This is a genomic window from Paralimibaculum aggregatum (assembly GCF_030270585.1).
Taxonomy (GTDB): Bacteria; Pseudomonadota; Alphaproteobacteria; order Rhodobacterales; family Rhodobacteraceae; genus Thermohalobaculum; species Thermohalobaculum aggregatum.
In genome coordinates, this window is sequence record NZ_BSYI01000002.1 from 167,165 (window position 1) to 185,555 (window position 18,391).

The 18,391-nt window shown below is 73.8% G+C and carries 16 protein-coding genes and 1 riboswitch; of the genes, 7 read left to right on the top strand and 9 right to left on the bottom strand.

The features are described 5' to 3' along the window. The 6 genes from QSJ97_RS01910 (at position 1) to gcvP (ending at position 7,965) form a co-directional block, all read left to right on the top strand. Complete coding sequence (locus QSJ97_RS01910) at positions 1 to 525, top strand: YbaK/EbsC family protein (RefSeq protein WP_285669809.1); 525 nt, start codon at positions 1 to 3, stop codon at positions 523 to 525. Positions 526 to 608: 83 nt separating this feature from the next. Next, positions 609 to 1,010, top strand: coding sequence for an SRPBCC family protein (locus QSJ97_RS01915; RefSeq protein ID WP_285669810.1), 402 nt, complete (start codon positions 609 to 611; stop codon positions 1,008 to 1,010). A 182-nt stretch (positions 1,011 to 1,192) separates the two neighbouring features. After that, on the top strand, positions 1,193 to 2,017 hold the full coding sequence (gene fghA, locus QSJ97_RS01920; protein ID WP_285669811.1) for an S-formylglutathione hydrolase: 825 nt from the start codon (positions 1,193 to 1,195) through the stop codon (positions 2,015 to 2,017). 1,307 nt (positions 2,018 to 3,324) lie between these two features. After that, positions 3,325 to 3,413, top strand: a riboswitch (glycine riboswitch). Positions 3,414 to 3,563: 150 nt separating this feature from the next. Further along, positions 3,564 to 4,688, top strand: coding sequence for a glycine cleavage system aminomethyltransferase GcvT (gene gcvT, locus QSJ97_RS01925; RefSeq protein WP_285669903.1), 1,125 nt, complete (start codon positions 3,564 to 3,566; stop codon positions 4,686 to 4,688). 63 nt (positions 4,689 to 4,751) lie between these two features. Beyond that, on the top strand, positions 4,752 to 5,111 hold the full coding sequence (gene gcvH, locus QSJ97_RS01930) for a glycine cleavage system protein GcvH (protein ID WP_285669904.1): 360 nt from the start codon (positions 4,752 to 4,754) through the stop codon (positions 5,109 to 5,111). Between the two features lie 4 nt (positions 5,112 to 5,115). Next, positions 5,116 to 7,965: an aminomethyl-transferring glycine dehydrogenase gene (gene gcvP / locus QSJ97_RS01935; RefSeq protein WP_285669812.1), complete on the top strand. Its 2,850-nt coding sequence runs from the start codon at positions 5,116 to 5,118 to the stop codon at positions 7,963 to 7,965. 1,235 nt (positions 7,966 to 9,200) lie between these two features. Here gcvP and QSJ97_RS01940 read toward each other — a convergent pair. The 7 genes from QSJ97_RS01940 to QSJ97_RS01970 form a co-directional block, all read right to left on the bottom strand. Then, entirely contained in the window at positions 9,201 to 10,118 is a 918-nt protein-coding gene (locus QSJ97_RS01940) for a dimethyl sulfoxide reductase anchor subunit family protein (RefSeq protein ID WP_285669813.1), read from the bottom strand. Continuing rightward, positions 10,115 to 10,945, bottom strand: a complete 831-nt coding sequence (locus tag QSJ97_RS01945) for a 4Fe-4S dicluster domain-containing protein (protein ID WP_285669814.1) — start codon at positions 10,943 to 10,945, stop codon at positions 10,115 to 10,117. Before QSJ97_RS01945 ends, QSJ97_RS01940 begins: the two co-directional genes overlap by 4 nt. A gap of 52 nt (positions 10,946 to 10,997) precedes the next feature. Continuing rightward, positions 10,998 to 11,525 (bottom strand): hypothetical protein, encoded by a 528-nt coding sequence (locus QSJ97_RS01950; RefSeq protein WP_285669815.1) that lies wholly within the window; start codon positions 11,523 to 11,525, stop codon positions 10,998 to 11,000. Between the two features lie 135 nt (positions 11,526 to 11,660). After that, the gene (locus QSJ97_RS01955) at positions 11,661 to 12,089 is read right to left on the bottom strand and encodes a DUF2147 domain-containing protein (protein ID WP_285669816.1); all 429 of its coding nucleotides are present in this window, start codon (positions 12,087 to 12,089) and stop codon (positions 11,661 to 11,663) included. Further along, complete coding sequence (locus QSJ97_RS01960) at positions 12,086 to 12,382, bottom strand: hypothetical protein (protein ID WP_285669818.1); 297 nt, start codon at positions 12,380 to 12,382, stop codon at positions 12,086 to 12,088. The genes QSJ97_RS01955 and QSJ97_RS01960 overlap by 4 nt, the downstream gene beginning before the upstream one ends. Continuing rightward, complete coding sequence (locus QSJ97_RS01965) at positions 12,379 to 13,227, bottom strand: alpha/beta fold hydrolase (RefSeq protein ID WP_285669819.1); 849 nt, start codon at positions 13,225 to 13,227, stop codon at positions 12,379 to 12,381. Before QSJ97_RS01965 ends, QSJ97_RS01960 begins: the two co-directional genes overlap by 4 nt. Continuing rightward, positions 13,227 to 16,136, bottom strand: a complete 2,910-nt coding sequence (locus QSJ97_RS01970) for a molybdopterin oxidoreductase family protein (RefSeq protein ID WP_285669820.1) — start codon at positions 16,134 to 16,136, stop codon at positions 13,227 to 13,229. The genes QSJ97_RS01965 and QSJ97_RS01970 overlap by 1 nt, the downstream gene beginning before the upstream one ends. A gap of 249 nt (positions 16,137 to 16,385) precedes the next feature. On the opposite strand from QSJ97_RS01970, the gene QSJ97_RS01975 reads away from it, so the two are divergent. After that, complete coding sequence (locus QSJ97_RS01975; protein ID WP_285669823.1) at positions 16,386 to 17,213, top strand: DUF1045 domain-containing protein; 828 nt, start codon at positions 16,386 to 16,388, stop codon at positions 17,211 to 17,213. Positions 17,214 to 17,276: 63 nt separating this feature from the next. On the opposite strand, the gene QSJ97_RS01980 is transcribed toward QSJ97_RS01975, so the two are convergent. Together QSJ97_RS01980 and QSJ97_RS01985 are read right to left on the bottom strand one after the other, a co-directional pair. Next, the gene (locus QSJ97_RS01980; protein ID WP_285669824.1) at positions 17,277 to 17,834 is read right to left on the bottom strand and encodes a PAAR domain-containing protein; all 558 of its coding nucleotides are present in this window, start codon (positions 17,832 to 17,834) and stop codon (positions 17,277 to 17,279) included. Between the two features lie 30 nt (positions 17,835 to 17,864). Next, the gene (locus QSJ97_RS01985) at positions 17,865 to 18,353 is read right to left on the bottom strand and encodes a hypothetical protein (RefSeq protein ID WP_285669825.1); all 489 of its coding nucleotides are present in this window, start codon (positions 18,351 to 18,353) and stop codon (positions 17,865 to 17,867) included. Positions 18,354 to 18,391 lie beyond the last annotated feature (38 nt).

The following is an 18,391-nucleotide window of genomic DNA, read 5'->3' on the forward strand; positions in this document are numbered from 1 at the left end:
GTGGCGCCCTCCGGACCGGAGCGGGTCGCCGCCGCCGCCGCGGCGCTCGGGCTGGCGGTGGCGGTGCGGCGCATGCCGGCCTCGACCCGCACCGCGGAGGACGCCGCCGCGGCCTGCGGCTGCGATGTCGCGCAGATCGTGAAGTCGCTGGTCTTCGCCGTCGAGGGCGCGGCCGGGGACGCGCCGGAGGGCGCCGGGAGCCCGGAGAACGCGGAGAACACGGGGGGCGCGCTGCGCCTGCTGCTGGTCTCCGGCGCCAACCGGGTCGATCCCGGGGCGGTGGCGGCACGCACCGGCGAGCGCCTCGGCCGGGCCGATGCCAAGCGCGTGCGCGCCGCCACCGGCTTCGCCATCGGCGGCATCCCGCCCTTTGGCCATGCCGCGCCGGTGCCGGTGCTGATGGACCGCGACCTGCTCGCCCACGGCACCGTCTGGGCCGCCGCCGGAGCGCCGGACGCGGTCTTCGAGATCGCGCCGGAACGCCTCCGCGAGGCCACCGGCGCACGGGTGATCGCGATGAGCTGAGCCGGGTCCTTGCCGGTCCGTCCGGCCCCCGGCACCAACCGCCCCGCCGCATCGCGGCCCGGGCGCCAGAGGGAGAGAGACGGATGGCACAGGTGACACGCTCGGTGACGCTCGCCGCAAGCCCCGAAGAGGTCTGGGCGGCGATCGGCGGCTTCCAGTCGCTGGCGGACTGGCACCCCGGCTTCGCCAGCTCGACGCGCGAGGACATCGGCTCGGCCGAGCATCGCCGGCTGGCGCTGGCCGACGGCAGCGAGCTGCTCGAGAAGCATCTCGGCGCCGACAGCGCCTCCTACGGCTACGCCATCGTCGACGGCCCGCTGCCGATCAGCCATTACCGCGCCACCATCGCGGTGGTGCCGGCAGGGTCCGGCTCGGCGGTGGTCTGGTCGTCGATCTTCACCGCCAAGGAGCCCGGCGTCGAGGACACCATCGCCGGGGTCTACGAGGCCGGCCTCGCCGCGCTGAAGGAGCGTTTCGGCGGCTGACCGGCCGCCTCCGGATACCGCCGCCTCCGGCCCTGCCGGGCCCCCGTTCCGGGGCCTCGGCACGGCCCATGCCCGCCGCCTCCGGGTGGGCGGGCGGGGGAGGCGGCGGGCATGGGCGGCCGGCCACGGCCGCTCCCGTCACCCCCTGAAACCCCACCATCACCGACACTGAGGAGAGGGATATGGAAACCGTCTCGGAGAACCGCGCCTTCGGCGGCGTGCAGGGCGTCTATCGCCATGCCTCCACCGCCTGCGGCTGCGACATGACCTTCGCCGTCTACCTGCCGCCCGAGGCCGAGGACGGCCCGGTGCCCTGCCTCTGGTATCTCTCGGGGCTGACCTGCACCCACGAGAACGCCATGACCAAGGCCGGCGCGCAGGGCTTCGCCGCCGATTACGGCCTCGCGCTGGTGTTCCCGGACACCTCGCCGCGCGGGCCGGGCGTGGCCGATGACGAGGCCTATGACCTCGGCCAGGGCGCGGGCTTCTATGTCGATGCCACCGAGGCCCCCTGGGCGCCGCATTTCCGCATGGAGAGCTACGTCACCGAGGAGCTCGCGCAGCTCGTCGCCGCCGAGTTCCCCGTCGATCCCGGGCGCTTCGGCATCACCGGGCATTCCATGGGCGGGCACGGCGCGCTGACCCTCGCGATGCGCCATCCCGAGCGCTACGCCTCGCTCTCGGCGCTGGCGCCGATCGCCCATCCCGCCGGCTCGGACTGGGGCCAGAAGCAGCTCGGCGCCTATCTCGGCGCCAATGCGTCGGTCTGGGCCGAGCACGACGCCGCGCTGCTGCTCAGGAGCCGCGGCTGGCACGGCGAGATCCTCGTCGACCAGGGCAGCGACGACCAGTTCATCGACCTGCTGCAGCCCGAGGCGCTGGCCGCCGCGCTGGCCGAGACCCGCACGCCGCACATGATGCGGATCCAGCCGGGCTACGATCACAGCTATTTCTTCGTCGCCTCGGTGATCGAGGAGCACATCGCCTGGCACGCCGCCCGGCTCTGACCTCCCGCCCCCGCGCGCCCGACCTCCGGGGCGCGCGGGGAGACCCGGCATCGACCACCGCGAAGCCCTGATGGAGCGTCCCGATCCCGGCGCGCGCGGGGAGATCGCGCCGGCACGATGCCGGGAGACCGCGGCAAGCGCCGCTCGAATCTCCCGAGCTTTGCCTTCCCTGCGGCAATCCCGTCCCGCCCGTCGGTGCCCTGGCCCGCCCGTCGGTGACCCCGGCCTGCCCCGCTCATCCTGCACCCGGCCTCGCCGCACGCCTCTCCACGCCGGACCTCGGCGCCGGCACCCTGCAACGGCACCGGCCCCGCCGGCCCCGCATGCCATCGCCGGGGCGGCGAGGCGCCGGGATCGCCGGGGCGACGGGGCTGGGCACCCCGCCCTTCCCGCTCCCCCCGCGTCGCCAGACCGCCTGACCCGCACCGATGCCGGGGCCGAGGGACCGGGCCTCCCGCTCCGAACCGAACCGGGCAGTCATGGCGGCCGGACCTATACTGCCCCGTGCTGGCGGATCGAGGCTCGACCAAACGCCCCGCCAGCGGCCACGGTCCCCGTCACGACGCAAGACCCGCCATCGCCATCGCCTAGAAGGTGCGGCCACTCTGCAGTGCCGGCGATCGCGCCCCTCGCGGGGGCCTCGGCGCCTGCCCCCCGACCCGCGCCAAACCGCCGCCGCGGGTCGAATCGCAGGTCGTCCGCCAGGTCGGCCAGCCGGCCGCGCATGGCATAACCAATCCTGCCCAGGCCTGGCGCCGGGGAGCCGCCGCCGCCAGCCGGCGACGCTGCCCGCCCGCACCGGCATCAAGGCGGTCTGCCGCGGCTCCACCACCGGGCCGGGCCGCGCCGCCGCGCGTGGCCTGCCGGCGGCCCATCCGCTTCTGGCCGCCGGGCCCGGCCACGGCTCGCCGCGCTGCGCGCCAAGGGCGAGGCCGGCAGGTCCAGCCGGCGGGGCCGTTCGCACGGCATGATCCGGCGTGCCGCGGCGCTGGGGTCGCCGCACCGATGGCGCAGGCCAGCCTGCCGGGCGGCGTCCCGGCCGCCAGACGCGGTGCAGGTCGGGAATGCCGATGGCATCCCGGCCGGGGCGCCGGGGGGCGGCGGCCGCCAGCCGGGGTGCCGCCTGCGCGCACCGTCACCCGGGGGTCTGCGGCGGCTCCGCCGCCGGGCCGGGCCGCGGCGCCGCGCGTGGCCTGCCGGCCGCCAGACGCAGTGCAGCATGGAAATGCTGCACTGCGGGCGCAGACGTGACGCAAAACCGTGCCCCGCTAAGGGCTTGATGGCGGCGCCGGGCGCCCCTAGGCTGACCTCGTCCGCCGGGAGAACCGGGCTTTACCGGTGCCGAAGGAGCAACCGCGCCTCGGAAACTCTCAGGCAACAGGACCGGCGGACGGACGGACTCTGGAGAGAGGCGCGGCCGCGCCCGCCGAAGGGATAGCGATCTCAGGCGACCGGACAGAGGGGGCGCGACGGGCCGGCGGGCCGCGGGGATTTCTTGCGGGCCGGCGGCTCCGACACGCCAACCGGGAGCGCATTGATGATCGACCTGTCCGACTGCCGCACCACCCCCCTGACGGCCTTGCACGAGCGCCTCGGCGCCAAGATCGTGCCCTTCGCCGGCTATGCCATGCCGCTCAACTACCCGCCCGGCATCCTCAAGGAGCACCTGCACTGCCGCGCCCGGGCGGGGCTCTTCGACGTCTCGCACATGGGCCAGATCTCGGTGGTCTCGCCGGACGGGCCGAAGGCGGCGCTGGCGGCGCTGGAGCGGGTGATGCCGGTGGATCTCGCCGGCCTCGCCGAGGGGCGCCAGCGCTATGGCCTGCTGACCGACCCGGCCGGCGGCATCCGCGACGACCTGATGGCGGCGCATCTGCCGGACCGGGTGCTGCTGGTGGTCAATGCCGCCAACAAGTCCCGCGATTTCGCCCATGTCGCCACCGCGCTGCCGAAGCTGCGGGTGAAGATGCTCGAGGACCGGGCGCTGATCGCGCTGCAGGGGCCGGAGGCGGAGCGGGTGCTGGCCGGCCTCGCGCCGGAGGCGGCGGCGATGCGCTTCATGGATGTGCGCGTGCTCGATCTCGGCGGCACCGAGGCGATCGTCTCGCGCTCGGGCTATACCGGCGAGGACGGCTACGAGATCTCGGTGCCGGCCGATGCCGCGGAGGCGCTGGCCGAGCGGCTGCTGGCCGACGAGGCGGTGGAGCCGGTCGGCCTCGGCGCGCGCGACACGCTGCGGCTCGAGGCCGGGCTCTGCCTGCATGGCAACGATATCGGGCCGGACACGACGCCGGTCGAGGCCGGGCTGACCTGGGCGATCCAGAAGGTGCGGCGCAGCGGCGGGGCGCGCGAGGGCGGCTTCCCCGGCGCGCGGCGGATCCTGGCCGAGCTGGCCGAGGGAACCAGGCGGCTGCGCGTCGGGCTGCTGCCCGAGGGCCGGGCGCCGGTGCGCGGGCACACCCCGCTCTATGCCGCCGAGACCGGCGGCGCGAAGATCGGCGAGGTCACCTCCGGCGGCTTCGGCCCGAGCCTCGGCCGGCCCGTCGCCATGGGCTACGTGCCGGCGGAGCTGGCCGAGCCCGGCACCACGCTCTGGGCCGAGGTCCGCGGCAAGCGGCTGCCGATCACCACCGCCGCGACCCCCTTCGTCCCCAACACCTACAAGCGCTGAGCCGGCATACCCGGCCCCCTGCCCCCCGACATCAGCAAACCGACCACCTGGGAGAGTGCAATGATCCGCTACACCGAAGAGCATGAATGGCTCCGCCTCGACGGCGACATCGTCACCGTCGGCATCACCGCCCATGCCGCCGAGCAGCTCGGCGACATCGTCTTCGTCGAGCTGCCGGACCCGGGCGACACCGTCTCCAAGGGCGACGACCTGGTGACCATCGAATCGGTCAAGGCCGCCTCCGAGATCACCGCGCCGCTGGACGGCGAGATCGTCGAGGCCAACCAGGCGATCGTCGACGAGCCGGGCAAGGTCAACGAGGACCCGGCCGGCGAGGGCTGGTTCTTCCGCATGAAGATCGCCGATGCCTCCGCCCTCGACGGCTACATGGACGAAGCGGCCTACAACGCGATGATCGGGTGAGGCCATGAGCTTCGAGTTGACGGACTACCTGCCCTACGACTTCGCCAACCGCCGCCATATCGGCCCCTCGCCGGCGGAGATGGCGGAAATGCTGGCGCTGCTCGGGGCCGAGAGCCTCGATAGCCTGATCGACGAGATCGTGCCGAAGGGCATCCGCCAGGCGGCGGCGCTCGACTGGGGCAAGGCGCTCTCCGAGCGCGAGATGCTCTACCGGATGCAGGGCGTGGCGGACAAGAACCGCGTCCACACCTCGCTGATCGGCCAGGGCTATTACGGCACCGTGCTGCCGCCGGCGATCCAGCGCAACATCCTCGAGAACCCGGCATGGTACACCGCCTATACCCCCTACCAGCCGGAGATCAGCCAGGGCCGGCTCGAGGCGCTGCTCAACTTCCAGACCATGGTGATCGACCTCACCGGGCTCGACACCGCCAATGCCTCGCTGCTCGACGAGGCCACCGCCGCGGCCGAGGCGATGACCATGGCGAAGCGGGTGGCGAAGTCGAAGGCGCCGGCCTTCTTCGTCGACCATCACTGCCACCCGCAGACCATCGCGGTGATCCGCACCCGGGCCGAGCCGCTCGGCATCGGGCTGGTGGTGGGCGATCCCTTCGCCGATCTCGACCCCGAGGCGGTGTTCGGCGCGCTGGTGCAGTATCCCGGCACCTATGGCGACGTGCATGACTTCACCGAGGTGTTCGCGCGGCTGCACGAGGCCAGGGCGATCGCCTGCATCGCCGCCGACCCGCTGGCGCTGGCGCTGCTGAAGCCGCCGGGCGAGATGGGGGCCGACATCGCCATCGGCTCGACCCAGCGCTTCGGCATGCCGGTGGGCTATGGCGGGCCGCATGCCGCCTACATGGCGACCCGCGACGCGCACAAGCGGGCGATGCCGGGGCGCATCGTCGGCGTCTCGGTGGATGCCCGCGGCAACCGCGCCTACCGCCTCGCGCTGCAGACCCGCGAGCAGCATATCCGCCGCGAGAAGGCGACCTCCAATGTCTGCACCGCGCAGGCGCTGCCGGCGGTGATCGCCTCGATGTATGCGGTGTTCCACGGGCCGGAGGGGCTGAAGGCGATCGCCCAGCGCATCCACCGCAAGACCGTGCGCCTCGCCAAGGGGCTGGAGAAGATCGGCTTCACCGTCGAGCCGGCGGCGTTCTTCGACACCATCACCGTCGAGGTCGGCCCGCTGCAGGGGGTGATCCTCGCCGCCGCGCGGCAGAACGGGGTCAACCTGCGCAAGGTGGGCGACAGCCGCATCGGCATCTCGCTCGACGAGCGCACCCGCTCGGCGATCGTCGAGGCGGTCTGGCATGCCTTCGGCGGGGATCTCGCGGATACCGACTTCGCCCCCGACTACCGCCTGCCCAAGGAGGCCCTGCGCGACAGCGACTATCTCACCCACCCGATCTTCCACATGAACCGGGCGGAATCGGAGATGACGCGCTACATGCGCCGGCTCGCCGACCGCGACCTCGCGCTCGACCGGGCGATGATCCCGCTCGGCTCCTGCACGATGAAGCTCAACGCCTCGGCCGAGATGATGCCGATCACCTGGCGCGAGTTCGCCCAGATGCACCCCTATGCCCCGGCGGACCAGGCCGAGGGCTATCGCGAGCTGATCACCGAGCTCTCCGACAAGCTCTGCAGGATCACCGGCTACGACGCGATCTCGATGCAGCCGAACTCCGGCGCACAGGGCGAGTTCGCCGGGCTGATGACGATCCGCGCCTGGCACCGCTCGCGCGGCGAGGCCGAGCGCGATGTCTGCCTGATCCCGACCTCGGCGCATGGCACCAACCCGGCCAGCGCGGTGATGGCGGGGATGCGCGTGGTGGTGGTGAAATCGGCGGAGAACGGCGATATCGACCTCGCGGATTTCCGCGCCCGGGCGGCGGAGGCGGGCGACCGGCTGGCGGCCTGCATGATCACCTATCCCTCGACCCACGGCGTCTTCGAGGAGACCGTGCGCGAGGTCTGCGACATCACGCATGAGCATGGCGGGCAGGTCTATCTCGACGGCGCCAACCTCAACGCCCTGGTCGGGCTGGCGCGGCCCGGCGATTTCGGCTCCGATGTCAGCCATCTCAACCTGCACAAGACCTTCTGCATCCCGCATGGCGGCGGCGGCCCGGGCATGGGGCCGATCGGGGTCAAGGCGCATCTGGCGCCGCATCTGCCGTCCGACCCGGCCACCGGCGAGGCCGGCGCGGTCTCGGCCACGGCCTATGGCTCGGGCTCGATCCTGCCGATCTCCTGGGCCTATTGCCTGATGATGGGCGGCGCGGGGCTGACCCAGGCGACGCGGGTGGCGATCCTCAACGCCAACTACATCGCCAAGCGGCTGGAGGGCGCCTATGACGTGCTGTTCCACTCGGCCGAGGGCCATGTCGCGCATGAATGCATCATCGACACGCGGCCGTTCCAGCACTCCGCCGGGATCACCGTGGACGACATCGCCAAGCGGCTGATGGATTGCGGCTTCCACGCGCCGACCATGAGCTGGCCGATCCCCGGCACGCTGATGATCGAGCCGACCGAGAGCGAGACCAAGGCCGAGATCGACCGCTTCTGCTCCGCCATGCTGGCGATCCGCGAGGAGATCCGCGCGATCGAGGAGGGCCGCGCCGACCGCGAGAACAACCCGCTGAAGCGCGCGCCGCACACGGTCGAGGATCTCGTCGGCGAGTGGGACCGGCCCTACAGCCGCGAGGCCGCCTGCTTCCCGCCAGGCGCCTTCCGGGTCGACAAGTACTGGGTGCCGGTCAACCGGGTCGACAACGCCCATGGCGACCGCCACTTCATCTGCGCCTGCCCGCCGGTGGAGAGCTACGGCGAGGCGGCGGAGTAACGCCCCCGGGGGGCGGTGCGCCGCCCCCTGCCCCTGCCCGCCCGGCACCCTGCCCGCCCGCCCCCGCGGCAGCAAGCCCCCGGCGCGCCGCCCCCGCCGGGCAGCAAGCCCGGCCCGCCCGCCCGCGGCACCCCTCCCAGGGCCGCGGCGTGCCGGCCGCGCCCCTGCGCTCTGCGCCGCGGTCGCCGGTCGCGCCGATTTCCGCCGCTCCGCCGCGATCCCGGCGCTTTGGCTGGGGCGCCGCTCCAGCCGGCACGGTCCTGCCGATCCCGCCTGCCCAAGCGGCCGGCCGCGCCGAGCAGGTCGCGGATCCTGGCAATGTCGGGGACCGTTACCGTGACCGGCGCGGCCGCGTTCCCGCACTCTCCACCGCGATCCCGGCGCTCTCTCCGGGGGCGCCGCTCCGACCGACCCGGTTCTGCTGTTCCCGGCTGAACGAGCCGCCGGCCGCGCCGAGCAGTTCGCCTATCCCGGCAAGGTCGGAGGCCCTTCCAGAGACCGGAGCGGCCGCGCCGCTGGACTCTGCGCCGCGGTCGCCGGTCGCGCCGACTTGCCACCGGGCCACAGCGATCCCGGCGCCTGTCCGGGGATGCCGCTCCAAACCGGCACGGTTCTGGCGATCCCGCCTGCCCGAGCCGCCGGCCGCGCGAAGCACGTCGCGGTCACCGGCAAGGTCGGGGACCTTTCTCGATGCCGGCGCGCCAGCGCCCCTGCGCTCTGCGCCGCGGTCGCCAAACGCGCCGATCTGCCGCCGGTCCGAAGCGATCCCGGCGCTCTGGTCGGGGGCGCCGCTCCAGCCGGCATGGTTCTGATGATCCCGCCTTCCCGAACGGCCGGCCGCGCTTGGCGCGTTGCGGGCACCGGCAATGTCGGAGGCCCCACTAGAGACCGGCGCAGCCGCGCCGCTGGGCTCTGCGCTGCGGTCGGCGGTTGCGCCGCGTTGCCGGTGGCCGGTGCGGGGTCGGACGACCGTCCGCGCGCCGTGGTCGCGACGGAGAGTGTCGCCCCCGGCCGTTCCCGCTTTCGCGCCCGGCGGGAGTGTGCGCCGGGCAGGCCGCGGACCGCCGGCACCGGGCCGGGGCTGCCGCCGGCGCCGGGCTCCGGCGGTCCCGCGCGGTCCGGGGCGCCGCGCCGGGGGCAATGGGGGCGCCGCAGGCTACCCGTGCGATGCGGATCGCCGGCCTGCGCCGGGGGATCCCCGGGATATCCCCGAAGCCCCCGCGAGGGGCTGCCGCTCAGCGCTCCGGCGCGCCGTAGTAGAGCGCCTGCACGTGCTCGGCCTCGGCGAAGAACAGCCAGCGCAGCGCCATCGCGCCCGCCACATGCGCCAGGAAGGCCGGCAGCAGCGCCCAGTCTCCCACCAGCCAGGCGAGCAGCACCAGCGCCGCCGGCAGCAGGAAGCCGAGCACCGCGCCGATCAGCCGGATCTGCCAGGCCCGCCTGCGGCCGACCCTGAAGGCCATCTCCTCGAGCAGGTAGTTCTGCCCCCGGTGCGGCGGCTCGAAGAGCCGCAGCCGCCCCATGCCGCCGAGCCCGGTGGCCGTCGCCAGCGAGGAGCCCGCGGCCAGCCGGCGCGCGCCCGCCGCCGCGGTCTGCCAGTGCACCGCGACGCCGGCGCCGAGCAGCACCGCGAGGAGGCTCAGCCCGACCTCGGCCGCGCCGCCGGCCAGCGCCACCACCGCCTGCACCCCGAGCCAGCCCCCGGCGAGGCCCAGCGCCAGGAACAGCATCGGCGTCGGCGTCACCGACCAGCGCGGCACGGTGCGCAGCTGCGCATAGATCATCGCGGTGCAGTGGATCGTCGCCAGCGCCAGCGCCGCCGCGAGCCAGCCGAGCGGGCGCAGCCGGATCCCGGACAGCACCCAGAGCCCGGCGAACAGCGCGAAGGCGCCGAGCGCCAGCACCATCAGGCAGGCCTCGCGCGAGAGCCAGGAGGAGCGCCACTGGCTGAAGGCGCGCCAGGCCCGGTCGGGCCGCGCCAGATGCCCGGCCGAGCAGACCCCGCCGATGCCGGCCAGCAGCAGCGCCACCAGCGGCCCGGCCAGCGCGAAGCCCGGCGCGTCGCTGCCCGCGCCGAGGCCGATCCAGGCGATCATGCCGAGCCCGAGGCCCGAGAGCACGGTGAAGAGGATGAGCGAGGGAGCCGGGTTCACGCCTTGCCCTCCCCGCTGCCCTTGCCGCCGACGGCCTCCACGCTGCCGGTCTCGCTGCCGCCGGTCTCGCCGCCGCCCGCATCGAGCCGGGCCAGCGCCCGGTCGAGCCAGCCGAGAAAGCCCTTGGCCTCGGGCTCCGGCAGCGCCGCCGCGGCCGCGCCGCCGCAGGCCGCCGCATCGCGCGGCCGCGGGGGGAGATACTTGTTCACCGGCCGGGTCTCCTGCTCGGGCATCAGGTCATAGCCGCCGCGCGCCGAGACCAGCTCGGAGACGGCGCTGTCCGGGTCGCCGAGATCGCCGAAATGCCGCGCCCCCGCCGGGCAGGCCTTGACGCAGGCGGGCACCCGGTCGGCCTCGGGCAGCGTCTCGTTGTAGATCCGGTCGACGCAGAGCGTGCATTTCTTCATCACCCCCTCGGCGCGGTCGAGCTCGCGCGCGCCATAGGGGCAGGCCCAGGCGCAGAGCCCGCAGCCCATGCAGTGGTCCTCGTTGACCAGCACGATGCCGTCGGCCGCGCGCTTGTAGGAGGCCCCGGTCGGGCAGACCGTGACGCAGGGCGCATCCTCGCAATGCAGGCAGCTCCTCGGGAAATGCACCAGCCGCGCCGGCGCGCCCTCGGGCTCGGCCTCGTAGGAATGCACCCGGTTGAGCCAGGTGCCGGAGGGCGCGGCGCCATAGGGGTCCTGGTCGGAGAGCGGCGCGCCATAGCCCTGGCTGTTCCACTCCTTGCAGGCCACCGCGCAGGCGTGGCAGCCGACGCAGATGTCGAGATCGATCACCAGCCCGAGCTTCTTCGCTCCGGGCGCGGGCCGCGGCAGCGTGGTCATGGCAGTCCCCTTGGTTGGCGCCGCCCGACACCGACCGGCGGGGGCGTGAAGGCTAGATCAGGAGGTAGCGCAGCAGCGCCGCGCTGATGGCGAAGCCGCCGAGCAGCAGCGCCGTCGATCTCGAGGGCGCGGGGCGGGGCGGCGGCGCCGGCCGGGCGACCGGCTGCGGCACGGGCACCGGCACCGGTGCGGCCCGGGCGACCGGCTGCGGCGCCGGTCGCGGCGGCTGCACCCGTCTCGCACCCCGGGTGATGCCGGCGCCCGGCAGCAGCGCCGGCTGCGGCGGCAGGCTGCGCCGGGTCTGCGCGCCGGTGCTTCGGCTGCTGCGGCGCTTGCGGTTCCGGGCATCGGGGCCGAGCCGGCGCGAGCCGTAGCTGATGCTGTGCCCGGTGGTGCGCGCGCCGCGGCTGGCCTGCGCCAGCCGCAGGGGCGGCGATGGCGCCGCCGCGGCAGGCTCCGCGCCGGAGTGGGTGCGCGCCGCCTCGGCTGGCGCCGCGCCGAAGAGGGTGCGCGCCGCTTCCGCGGGCGGCGGCGCGAGGAGCAGGAAGACCACCGGAAGCAACGCTGCAAGCAACCGCATGAGCCGCAATCCCCGAACCAATCCGGACCCGGGGCCGCGCGGCCCGAAGGGTCCCTCCAATGGACGGAATCCTAGCCCGAATCACCGGCCGGAACCAGCCGGCGCAGGCGATGACGTAGCGTCGCCCGGCTGCCCTCATCGCACCCGCACCCAGACGCTCTCGCCGCAGAACAGGCCGGCCACCGCGCAGCCCTTCACCTTGAGCCGGTCGCCCTCGACCTCGAGGCTCGAGCTGTAGCGCGTGCCGGAGCCGGGGCGGATGATCTCGCCGTCGCGCCAGCGGCCGGGCCCGTCGGGCGCCATGCCGGTGATGATCGGGTTGCCGACGAAGCCCGGATCGGCGCCGGCATGGGCGCCGACGATGGTGCCGCAGCGCCGCTCCGGCGCGCCGTTGCAGGGGGCGATCTCGATCTCCAGATAGGCGCCGCTGGAGCGCGGCTCGGTGGACCAGACGCCCTCGACGCCGGCCCCGGGGGTTCCCGCCGCCTCGGCCGGCCCGGCCGGCGCCGCCGGCGCGCCGGACAGGCCGAGCGCCAGCGCCCCGATCGCCGCCGCGCCCCTCACCGGAACAGCTCCGGCAGCAGCGAATACGCCGCCGCGGCCATCAGGATCGCCGCCATCGCCAGGGTCAGCGCGCCGCGCGCCGGGGCCGGGCCGCCGGCCTCCGAGCCGAGCCCGAACAGCCAGGCCTGGAAGCGCTGGCGGAACGGCTTGGTGCCCGGATGCTCGGCCAGCGGATCGCCCGCGGCCCGCAGCCCGGCGACGAAGCGCGCCTGCGCGCGTTTCAGCCAGAGCCCGAGCACCAGCACCGCGAGCCCGGCCAGCCCGAGCCAGAGAAACGGATAGGAGAGGCTCACGCCGCCGCCTCCATGCCGAGCGCCCGCGCCGCGAACCCGCCGAGCGCCGTGTCGAAGCGCTCCGGCTCCTCCCAGAACGGCAGGTGGCCGGAGCCGGCGAAGATCTGGCCCTCGGCGCCGGGGATGCAGCCCAGCACCTCCTGATAGACCTCCGGCAGGCAGACCCGCTCGCCGGCGCCCTGGATCACCAGCGCCGGCACCGTGACCCCGGCCAGCGCGGCGCGCCAGTCGGCATCGCGCATCCGGCAGGCGCGGCGGACCTCCGGGCGCACCAGCATCTGCCAGCCGACCATCGTGGCCAGATCGTTCTTGGAGAGCGTGCCGAGGGTCATCGCCCTGGCGAAGTTGATCGCGGCGGTGATCTGCACGCCGTGATCCTTCGAATACATCCCCTCGGCGCGGACATCCGGCCGCCGCCTGGCCAGCACCGCGGGATCGGCCGCGGCCCCGACCCGCGCCGAGCTGCCGACCAGCACCAGCCCGGCCAGCCCGGCGCAGCCATGCGCGGCGATGTAGTCGCCCAGCACCCAGCCGCCCATCGACCAGCCGACCGCCACCGCCGGCCCCGGGCCGAGCGCCGCGAGGCAGGCCGCGATATCCGCCGCCCAGAGCGCCGGGTCGGTGTATCCCGCCGGTGCCGGCGGCGCATCGGAGGCGCCGTGCCCGCGCAGGTCCACCGCGCCGAGGCGGAAGCGCCCCGCCAGCGGCCCGGCCAGCTGCTTGCGCCAGGCCAGCGAATGCTGCGACCAGCCATGCACCAGCAGGATCGCCGGCGCCCCCTCGGGCCCGGCGAGATGCAGCGCCAGCCGGCAGCCGTCGCCGCCCTCGACCCAGATCCGCTCCATCAGTCCTCCTTGCCGAAGGCGATCGCCTCCGGCCCCTGCCCGACCGGGCTGGCCAGCCGCCCGAAGGCGGGCTCCGAGCGGCCCTCGGCCGGGGGCTCGGCGCGCTCCAGCCGCACGCGCAGGTCGTACCACGCCGCCTGGCCGGTGACAGGGTCGGAATTGGACCAGCGCAGCCCGTCGCCCCTGGCCGGCAGCAGCTCGTGGATCAGGTGGTTGAGCAGGAAGCCGCGGGTGGTCTCCGGCGCGCCCTCGCCCAGCGCCCAGGCGCCGGCGCGCTTGCCGATGGCGTTCCAGGTCCAGACCGTGCTGCCATTGACCGCGCGCATGCCCTGCACCGGCACCCGGATGCGGCCATGCGCCGAGATCACCCAGGCCCAGTCGCCATCCTTCAGCCCGGTGCTCTCCATCACCGACTGCGGCACGTAGAGCGGGTTCTCGCCGTGGATCTGCCGCAGCCAGGCGTTCTGGCTGCCCCAGGCATGGTACATCGCCGCCGGGCGCTGGGTGATCGCGTGCAGCGGGAACACCGTCTCCGACACCGCGGCCTGCTCGAAGGGCGGCCACCAGACCGGCAGCGGGTCGAAGCTCTCGCCGATGCGGGCGCGCAGATGCGCCGGCGGCTGGCGCTTGCCATGGCCCTCGGCGGCGCGCTGGAACTGGCGCAGCGGCTCGGAATAGAGCTGGAACACATAGGGCTGCGGCGCGTCGTAGAAGCCCATCTTCACCGCCCAGTCCTGGTAGACGCGGTTGAACGGCTTCATGAAGCGCGCCGCCTCCGGCACCTCGGAATGCCAGACCCCGCCGGCCTCGATATAGCGCGCGAGCTGCTCGGGGTTGGGGGCGCCGCGGCCCTCCGACGCGCCGTCCCCGCCGCGCCAGCCGGCCAGCGGGCCGACCCCGGGGCGGCGCTCGTGGCGCACCATGTAGTCGGCGTAATCGGCATATTTCGGCGCGCCGGCCTCGTCGACGAAGCCGGGCAGCCCGATCCGCGCGCCGAGATCGAGCAGCACCGACTGGAAGCCGCGCACGTCGCGCCCCTCGGCCTGGGTCTCCGGCGGCACCACCGGCCAGCGGATCGCGTCGGCCGCGGCATCCGGCTCGCAGACCGGCCGGTCGAGCAGCGAGATGCAGTCGTGCCGCTCGAGATAGGTGGTGTCCGGCAGGATCAGGTCGGCATAGGCGACCATCTCGGAGGAATAGGCGTCGGAATAGATGATCTTGGGGATCCTGTATTCCCCGTCCTCGCGCTTCGCCGTCAGCATCTCCATGACGCCGGCGGTGTTCATCGAGGAGTTCCACGCCATGTTGGCCATGTAGAGGAACAGGCAGTCGATCTCGTAGGGGTCTCCGGCCACGGCGTTGGAGATCACCATGTGCATCATGCCATGGGTCGAGAGCGGCGCCTCCCAGGAGAACGCCTTGTCGATGCGCATCGGGTTGCCGTCCTCGTCGAGCGCGAGGTCGTCCGGGCTGCGCGGGAAGCCGAGATGCGGCCCCGGCAGCGGGCAGTTCGGCTGGGTCAGGCAGTGCGGGGTCGGATGCGCCTCCACGGGCTTGGGATAGGGCGGCTTGAAGCGGAAGCCGCCGGGCGCCTCGACCGAGCCGAGCAGGGTCTGCAGCAGATGGATCGCGCGCGCGGTCTGGAAGCCGTTGGAATGGGCCGAGATGCCGCGCATCGCATGCATCGCCACCGGGCGGGCGCGGAAGCCGGCATGGCGCTCGCCGCGGAAATCCTCCCAGGGGCAGTCGATGAAGGGCGCGTCCTCGAAGGCCGCCTTCGCCAGCTCCGCGGCGATGCGCCGGATCGTCGCCGCGCTCACGCCGCAGCGCTCGGCCACCGCCTCGGGGGCGTATTCGGCATCGAGATATTTCCGCGCCAGCAGCTCGAAGACCGGCGCCGCGCGCCCGCCATTGGGGCTCGGCACCTCGCCCTTCAGCGCCGGCTTCAGCCCGGGCCGGTCGAACGGCAGCACCTGGCCGGTCTCGCGGTCCCAGACCAGCGCGCGGCCGCGATTGTCGCGCAGGAACAGGCCGAAGCCGGCGCCGGGGTTGCGGTCGACCAGCCAGCCGGCATTGCTCCAGCGCAGCAGGTAGTCGAGATCGACCTGGCCGGTGCGCAGCAGCTCGTGCACCAGCGAGAGCACGAAGAGCCCGTCGGTGCCGGGGGTGATCCCGACCCATTCGTCGGCGATGGCGTTGTAGCCGGTGCGCACCGGGTTGACCGCGATCACCTTGGCGCCGCGGGTCTTGATCTGGCCGAGCCCGCGCTTGATCGGGTTGCTGTCATGGTCCTCGGCGACGCCGAAGAGCAGGAACAGCCTGGTGCGCTCCCAGTCCGGCTGGCCAAACTCCCAGAACGCGCCGCCGAGGGTGTAGATCCCCCCCGCCGCCATGTTGACCGAGCAGAAGCCGCCATGCGCGGCATAGTTCGGCGTGCCGTATTGCTGCGCCCACCAGCCGGTGAAGCTCTGCGACTGGTCGCGCCCGGTGAAGAAGGCGAGCTTCTTGGGGTCGCGCGCGCGGATCTCGCCGAGGGTGCCGGCGGCCTCCGCCAGCGCCTCCTCCCAGGAGATCTCCTCGAACTCGCCGGAGCCGCGCGGGCCGGTGCGCCGCAGCGGCCGCATCAGCCGCGCCGGCGAGAGATGCTGCATGACGCCCGAGGAGCCCTTGGCGCAGAGCACGCCGCGGTTCACCGGATGGTCGCGGTTGCCCTCGATATGCCGGATCCGCGGCACCCCGCCGGGGCCGTCGTCGCGGATATGCACGTCGATGCCGCAGCGGCAGGCGCACATGTAGCAGGTGGTCTTGGCCACCCGGTCGCCCACCCGCGGGCTCAGCTCGAGCCGCGGCTCCGTTCCGCCGCCCGTGCCGGGATTCGCCCTGGCCGCGCCTTCGGCTCCGTCCGCCATCTTTCCCGCCCCTCTTGCCGCCGGTTGTCGCGCCGGCTTGTCGTCGATCGGCCCAGTCTGGCGCCTGTCGCCCCGCCGATGCGGCGCCAGTTTGCCGCAACCGGCTGGGCCAGCCAAGCCCGTCCGCGACCTTCGGGCGAATCGCCCGGGATTTCGCAGTGCAGAACACCTGCCGCGTCTGTGCATTTCGTCACAGAGCGGCGCCGATTTATCCGGCAGATTCGGGATTGGTTATGGGGGACATCAACCATGTATTCGTATCACAGCTACGCGCTCTGCTGGATCCCGGACGAAACCAGCCCGCTCGGCGCCTTCGGAAGGGACTGGACCGGCTGGTCGCCGGACGAGGCGATGTTCACCCGGAGCCAGCCGCCGTTCGAGTTCGGCTCGATGCTCGCCGGCCTGCTCGGCGAGACCGGGCTGCACGGCCTCAGGGCGCAGTTCGCGCCGGAGTTCCGCGTCTGGTCGCCGCGCGACGAGTCGGTGCTCGGGCAGGCGCTCGAACATGTCGTGACCGAGACCGGGCCGATCGAGCTAGGCCGCCTGCGCGCCGCGCATGTGGCGGGCCGGGTGGCGCTGGTCGCCGAGCGCGGGGCGGCGGAGCTCGCCCGGCTGGCGATGCGGGTGCGGGCGGCGCTGTCGCCGCTGCGGCTCGAGGCTGCCGGCCGGCCCGCGGCGAATGACGGCCCCGCCGGGATGCCCGGCCCCGCCATCGCAGACTCCATCGTCGCAGACTCCATCGTCGCAGGGCCCGTCGTCGCAGGCCCCGTCATCGCCGGGCTGGGCGCCGCCGCCGACCGGGGCCGCCGGGCGCTGCCGGAGAGCTGCTTCCATCTGCCGCTGACCGATCGGGTCTCGGGCCTGCGCGCCGAGCGGCTGCTGCGCGTGCTCCAGGGCTATCTCGACCGCGCCGAGTTCGGCCCCCTGGTGCTCGACCATCTCGGCGTGATGGCCCGAAGCGGCACCCGGCGCCCGGCGGTCACGCTGTTCCGCCGCGCGCTGATCGGCGACGATGTCACCAATGCCCGCTGCTGCCCGACCCGCGGGCCGGACCTGCTGCGCGGCGACGGTTCCTGACGCCGCACGCGCCCCGGCCCAATTCCGGCCCCGCCGCCCGCGGCGGGGGGCGCCCTGCCGGCCTCATGCCAGCGCCGAGACCGCCTTCAGCGCCTTGTCGAGCGCCGCCTGCTCGCGGGTCAGCCTCCGGTCGATCGCCTCGAGCGCGCCGAGCTGCGCGTTCAGCGCCACGCCCTTCGCGATCAGCACGATCTTGGCGGTCTCATGGGCCTTCGCGTCCCCCGATTTCATCAGCTTCTCGAGCTTCTGGAAGCCCTTGTCGACCTCGGCGCACATCTTCTCGGCATCCTTCAGGATCTTCTTCTGCGCCGCGTGCTGCTCGGCGATGCGCTGCAGCACCGCGTTCACCTCGTCGATCGCCGTGCCCATCCGGAAGCCGAAGGCGGTGAGCCGTGCGAGCGCGCCGGTGAGCAGTTTCGCCGCCTTCGCATGATCCGCCGCGGTGCTGCGGAAGCCCTTCACCCAGCCGGTGAACTGGCGGCTCGGCGCCATCACCGCGCCGCTGGCGATCGCCACCGCGGCATCCGGATAGGGGATCGGCACCGGCGTCGGCGCCGAGGGCCGGACGCAGACATCCGGCAGGCCGCCGCCGCTGCCGCCCATGACCGATTTGCCGAACATTCCGCTCCTCCTCCGGCCGGCCGCGCCGCCTCAGTGCGCCAGCACCAGCGTCTTGATCTGCGACGGCACGATCCGGGCGCCCGGCAGGGTCCGCGTGTTCACCACGCGCACCGAGGTCAGCGCGCCGCCGACCTGGACCGCGACGCAGTCGAACAGCGCCGCCATCCGCGCCTGGGTGCTGCCGATGCCGGTGCTGAGCGTGCCGAGCTTCACCGCCAGCGGGTTGGCGAGCCGGGGCGGCGCCGCCTCGATGCGCGCGATCAGCGCCTCGGCCTGGCCGATCTGCTTCATCAGCTCGCCATGCTTCTTGACCGCCTTGCCGAAATCGTCGGCCGCCGCCTTCATCCGGCGATCGACATCGGCCCGCGCCTTCTCGACCTTGCGGCGGCATTCGGCGAGCGCCTTCTCGGCCTGCTCGACCTCCTTCGCGGCCTCCCTGGTCGAGAGCCGGGCGAGCGCGGAGAGGAACTTCGCCTCGGCCCGGGAGAGATCGTGCTTCTTCGGATCGAACCTGGCCATCGCCAATCTCCGACTGCTCCCTCACGCCTTGAGCATAG

Coding starts and splice junctions, on each gene's coding strand:
- QSJ97_RS01915 (WP_285669810.1), top strand. CDS start 609: ATGGCACAGGTGACACGCTCGGTGACGCTCGCCGCAAGCCCCGAAGAG.
- fghA (WP_285669811.1), top strand. CDS start 1,193: ATGGAAACCGTCTCGGAGAACCGCGCCTTCGGCGGCGTGCAGGGCGTC.
- gcvP (WP_285669812.1), top strand. CDS start 5,116: ATGAGCTTCGAGTTGACGGACTACCTGCCCTACGACTTCGCCAACCGC.
- QSJ97_RS01945 (WP_285669814.1), bottom strand. CDS start 10,945: ATGACCACGCTGCCGCGGCCCGCGCCCGGAGCGAAGAAGCTCGGGCTG.
- QSJ97_RS01950 (WP_285669815.1), bottom strand. CDS start 11,525: ATGCGGTTGCTTGCAGCGTTGCTTCCGGTGGTCTTCCTGCTCCTCGCG.
- QSJ97_RS01965 (WP_285669819.1), bottom strand. CDS start 13,227: ATGGAGCGGATCTGGGTCGAGGGCGGCGACGGCTGCCGGCTGGCGCTG.
- QSJ97_RS01970 (WP_285669820.1), bottom strand. CDS start 16,136: ATGGCGGACGGAGCCGAAGGCGCGGCCAGGGCGAATCCCGGCACGGGC.
- QSJ97_RS01975 (WP_285669823.1), top strand. CDS start 16,386: ATGTATTCGTATCACAGCTACGCGCTCTGCTGGATCCCGGACGAAACC.
- QSJ97_RS01980 (WP_285669824.1), bottom strand. CDS start 17,834: ATGTTCGGCAAATCGGTCATGGGCGGCAGCGGCGGCGGCCTGCCGGAT.
- QSJ97_RS01985 (WP_285669825.1), bottom strand. CDS start 18,353: ATGGCCAGGTTCGATCCGAAGAAGCACGATCTCTCCCGGGCCGAGGCG.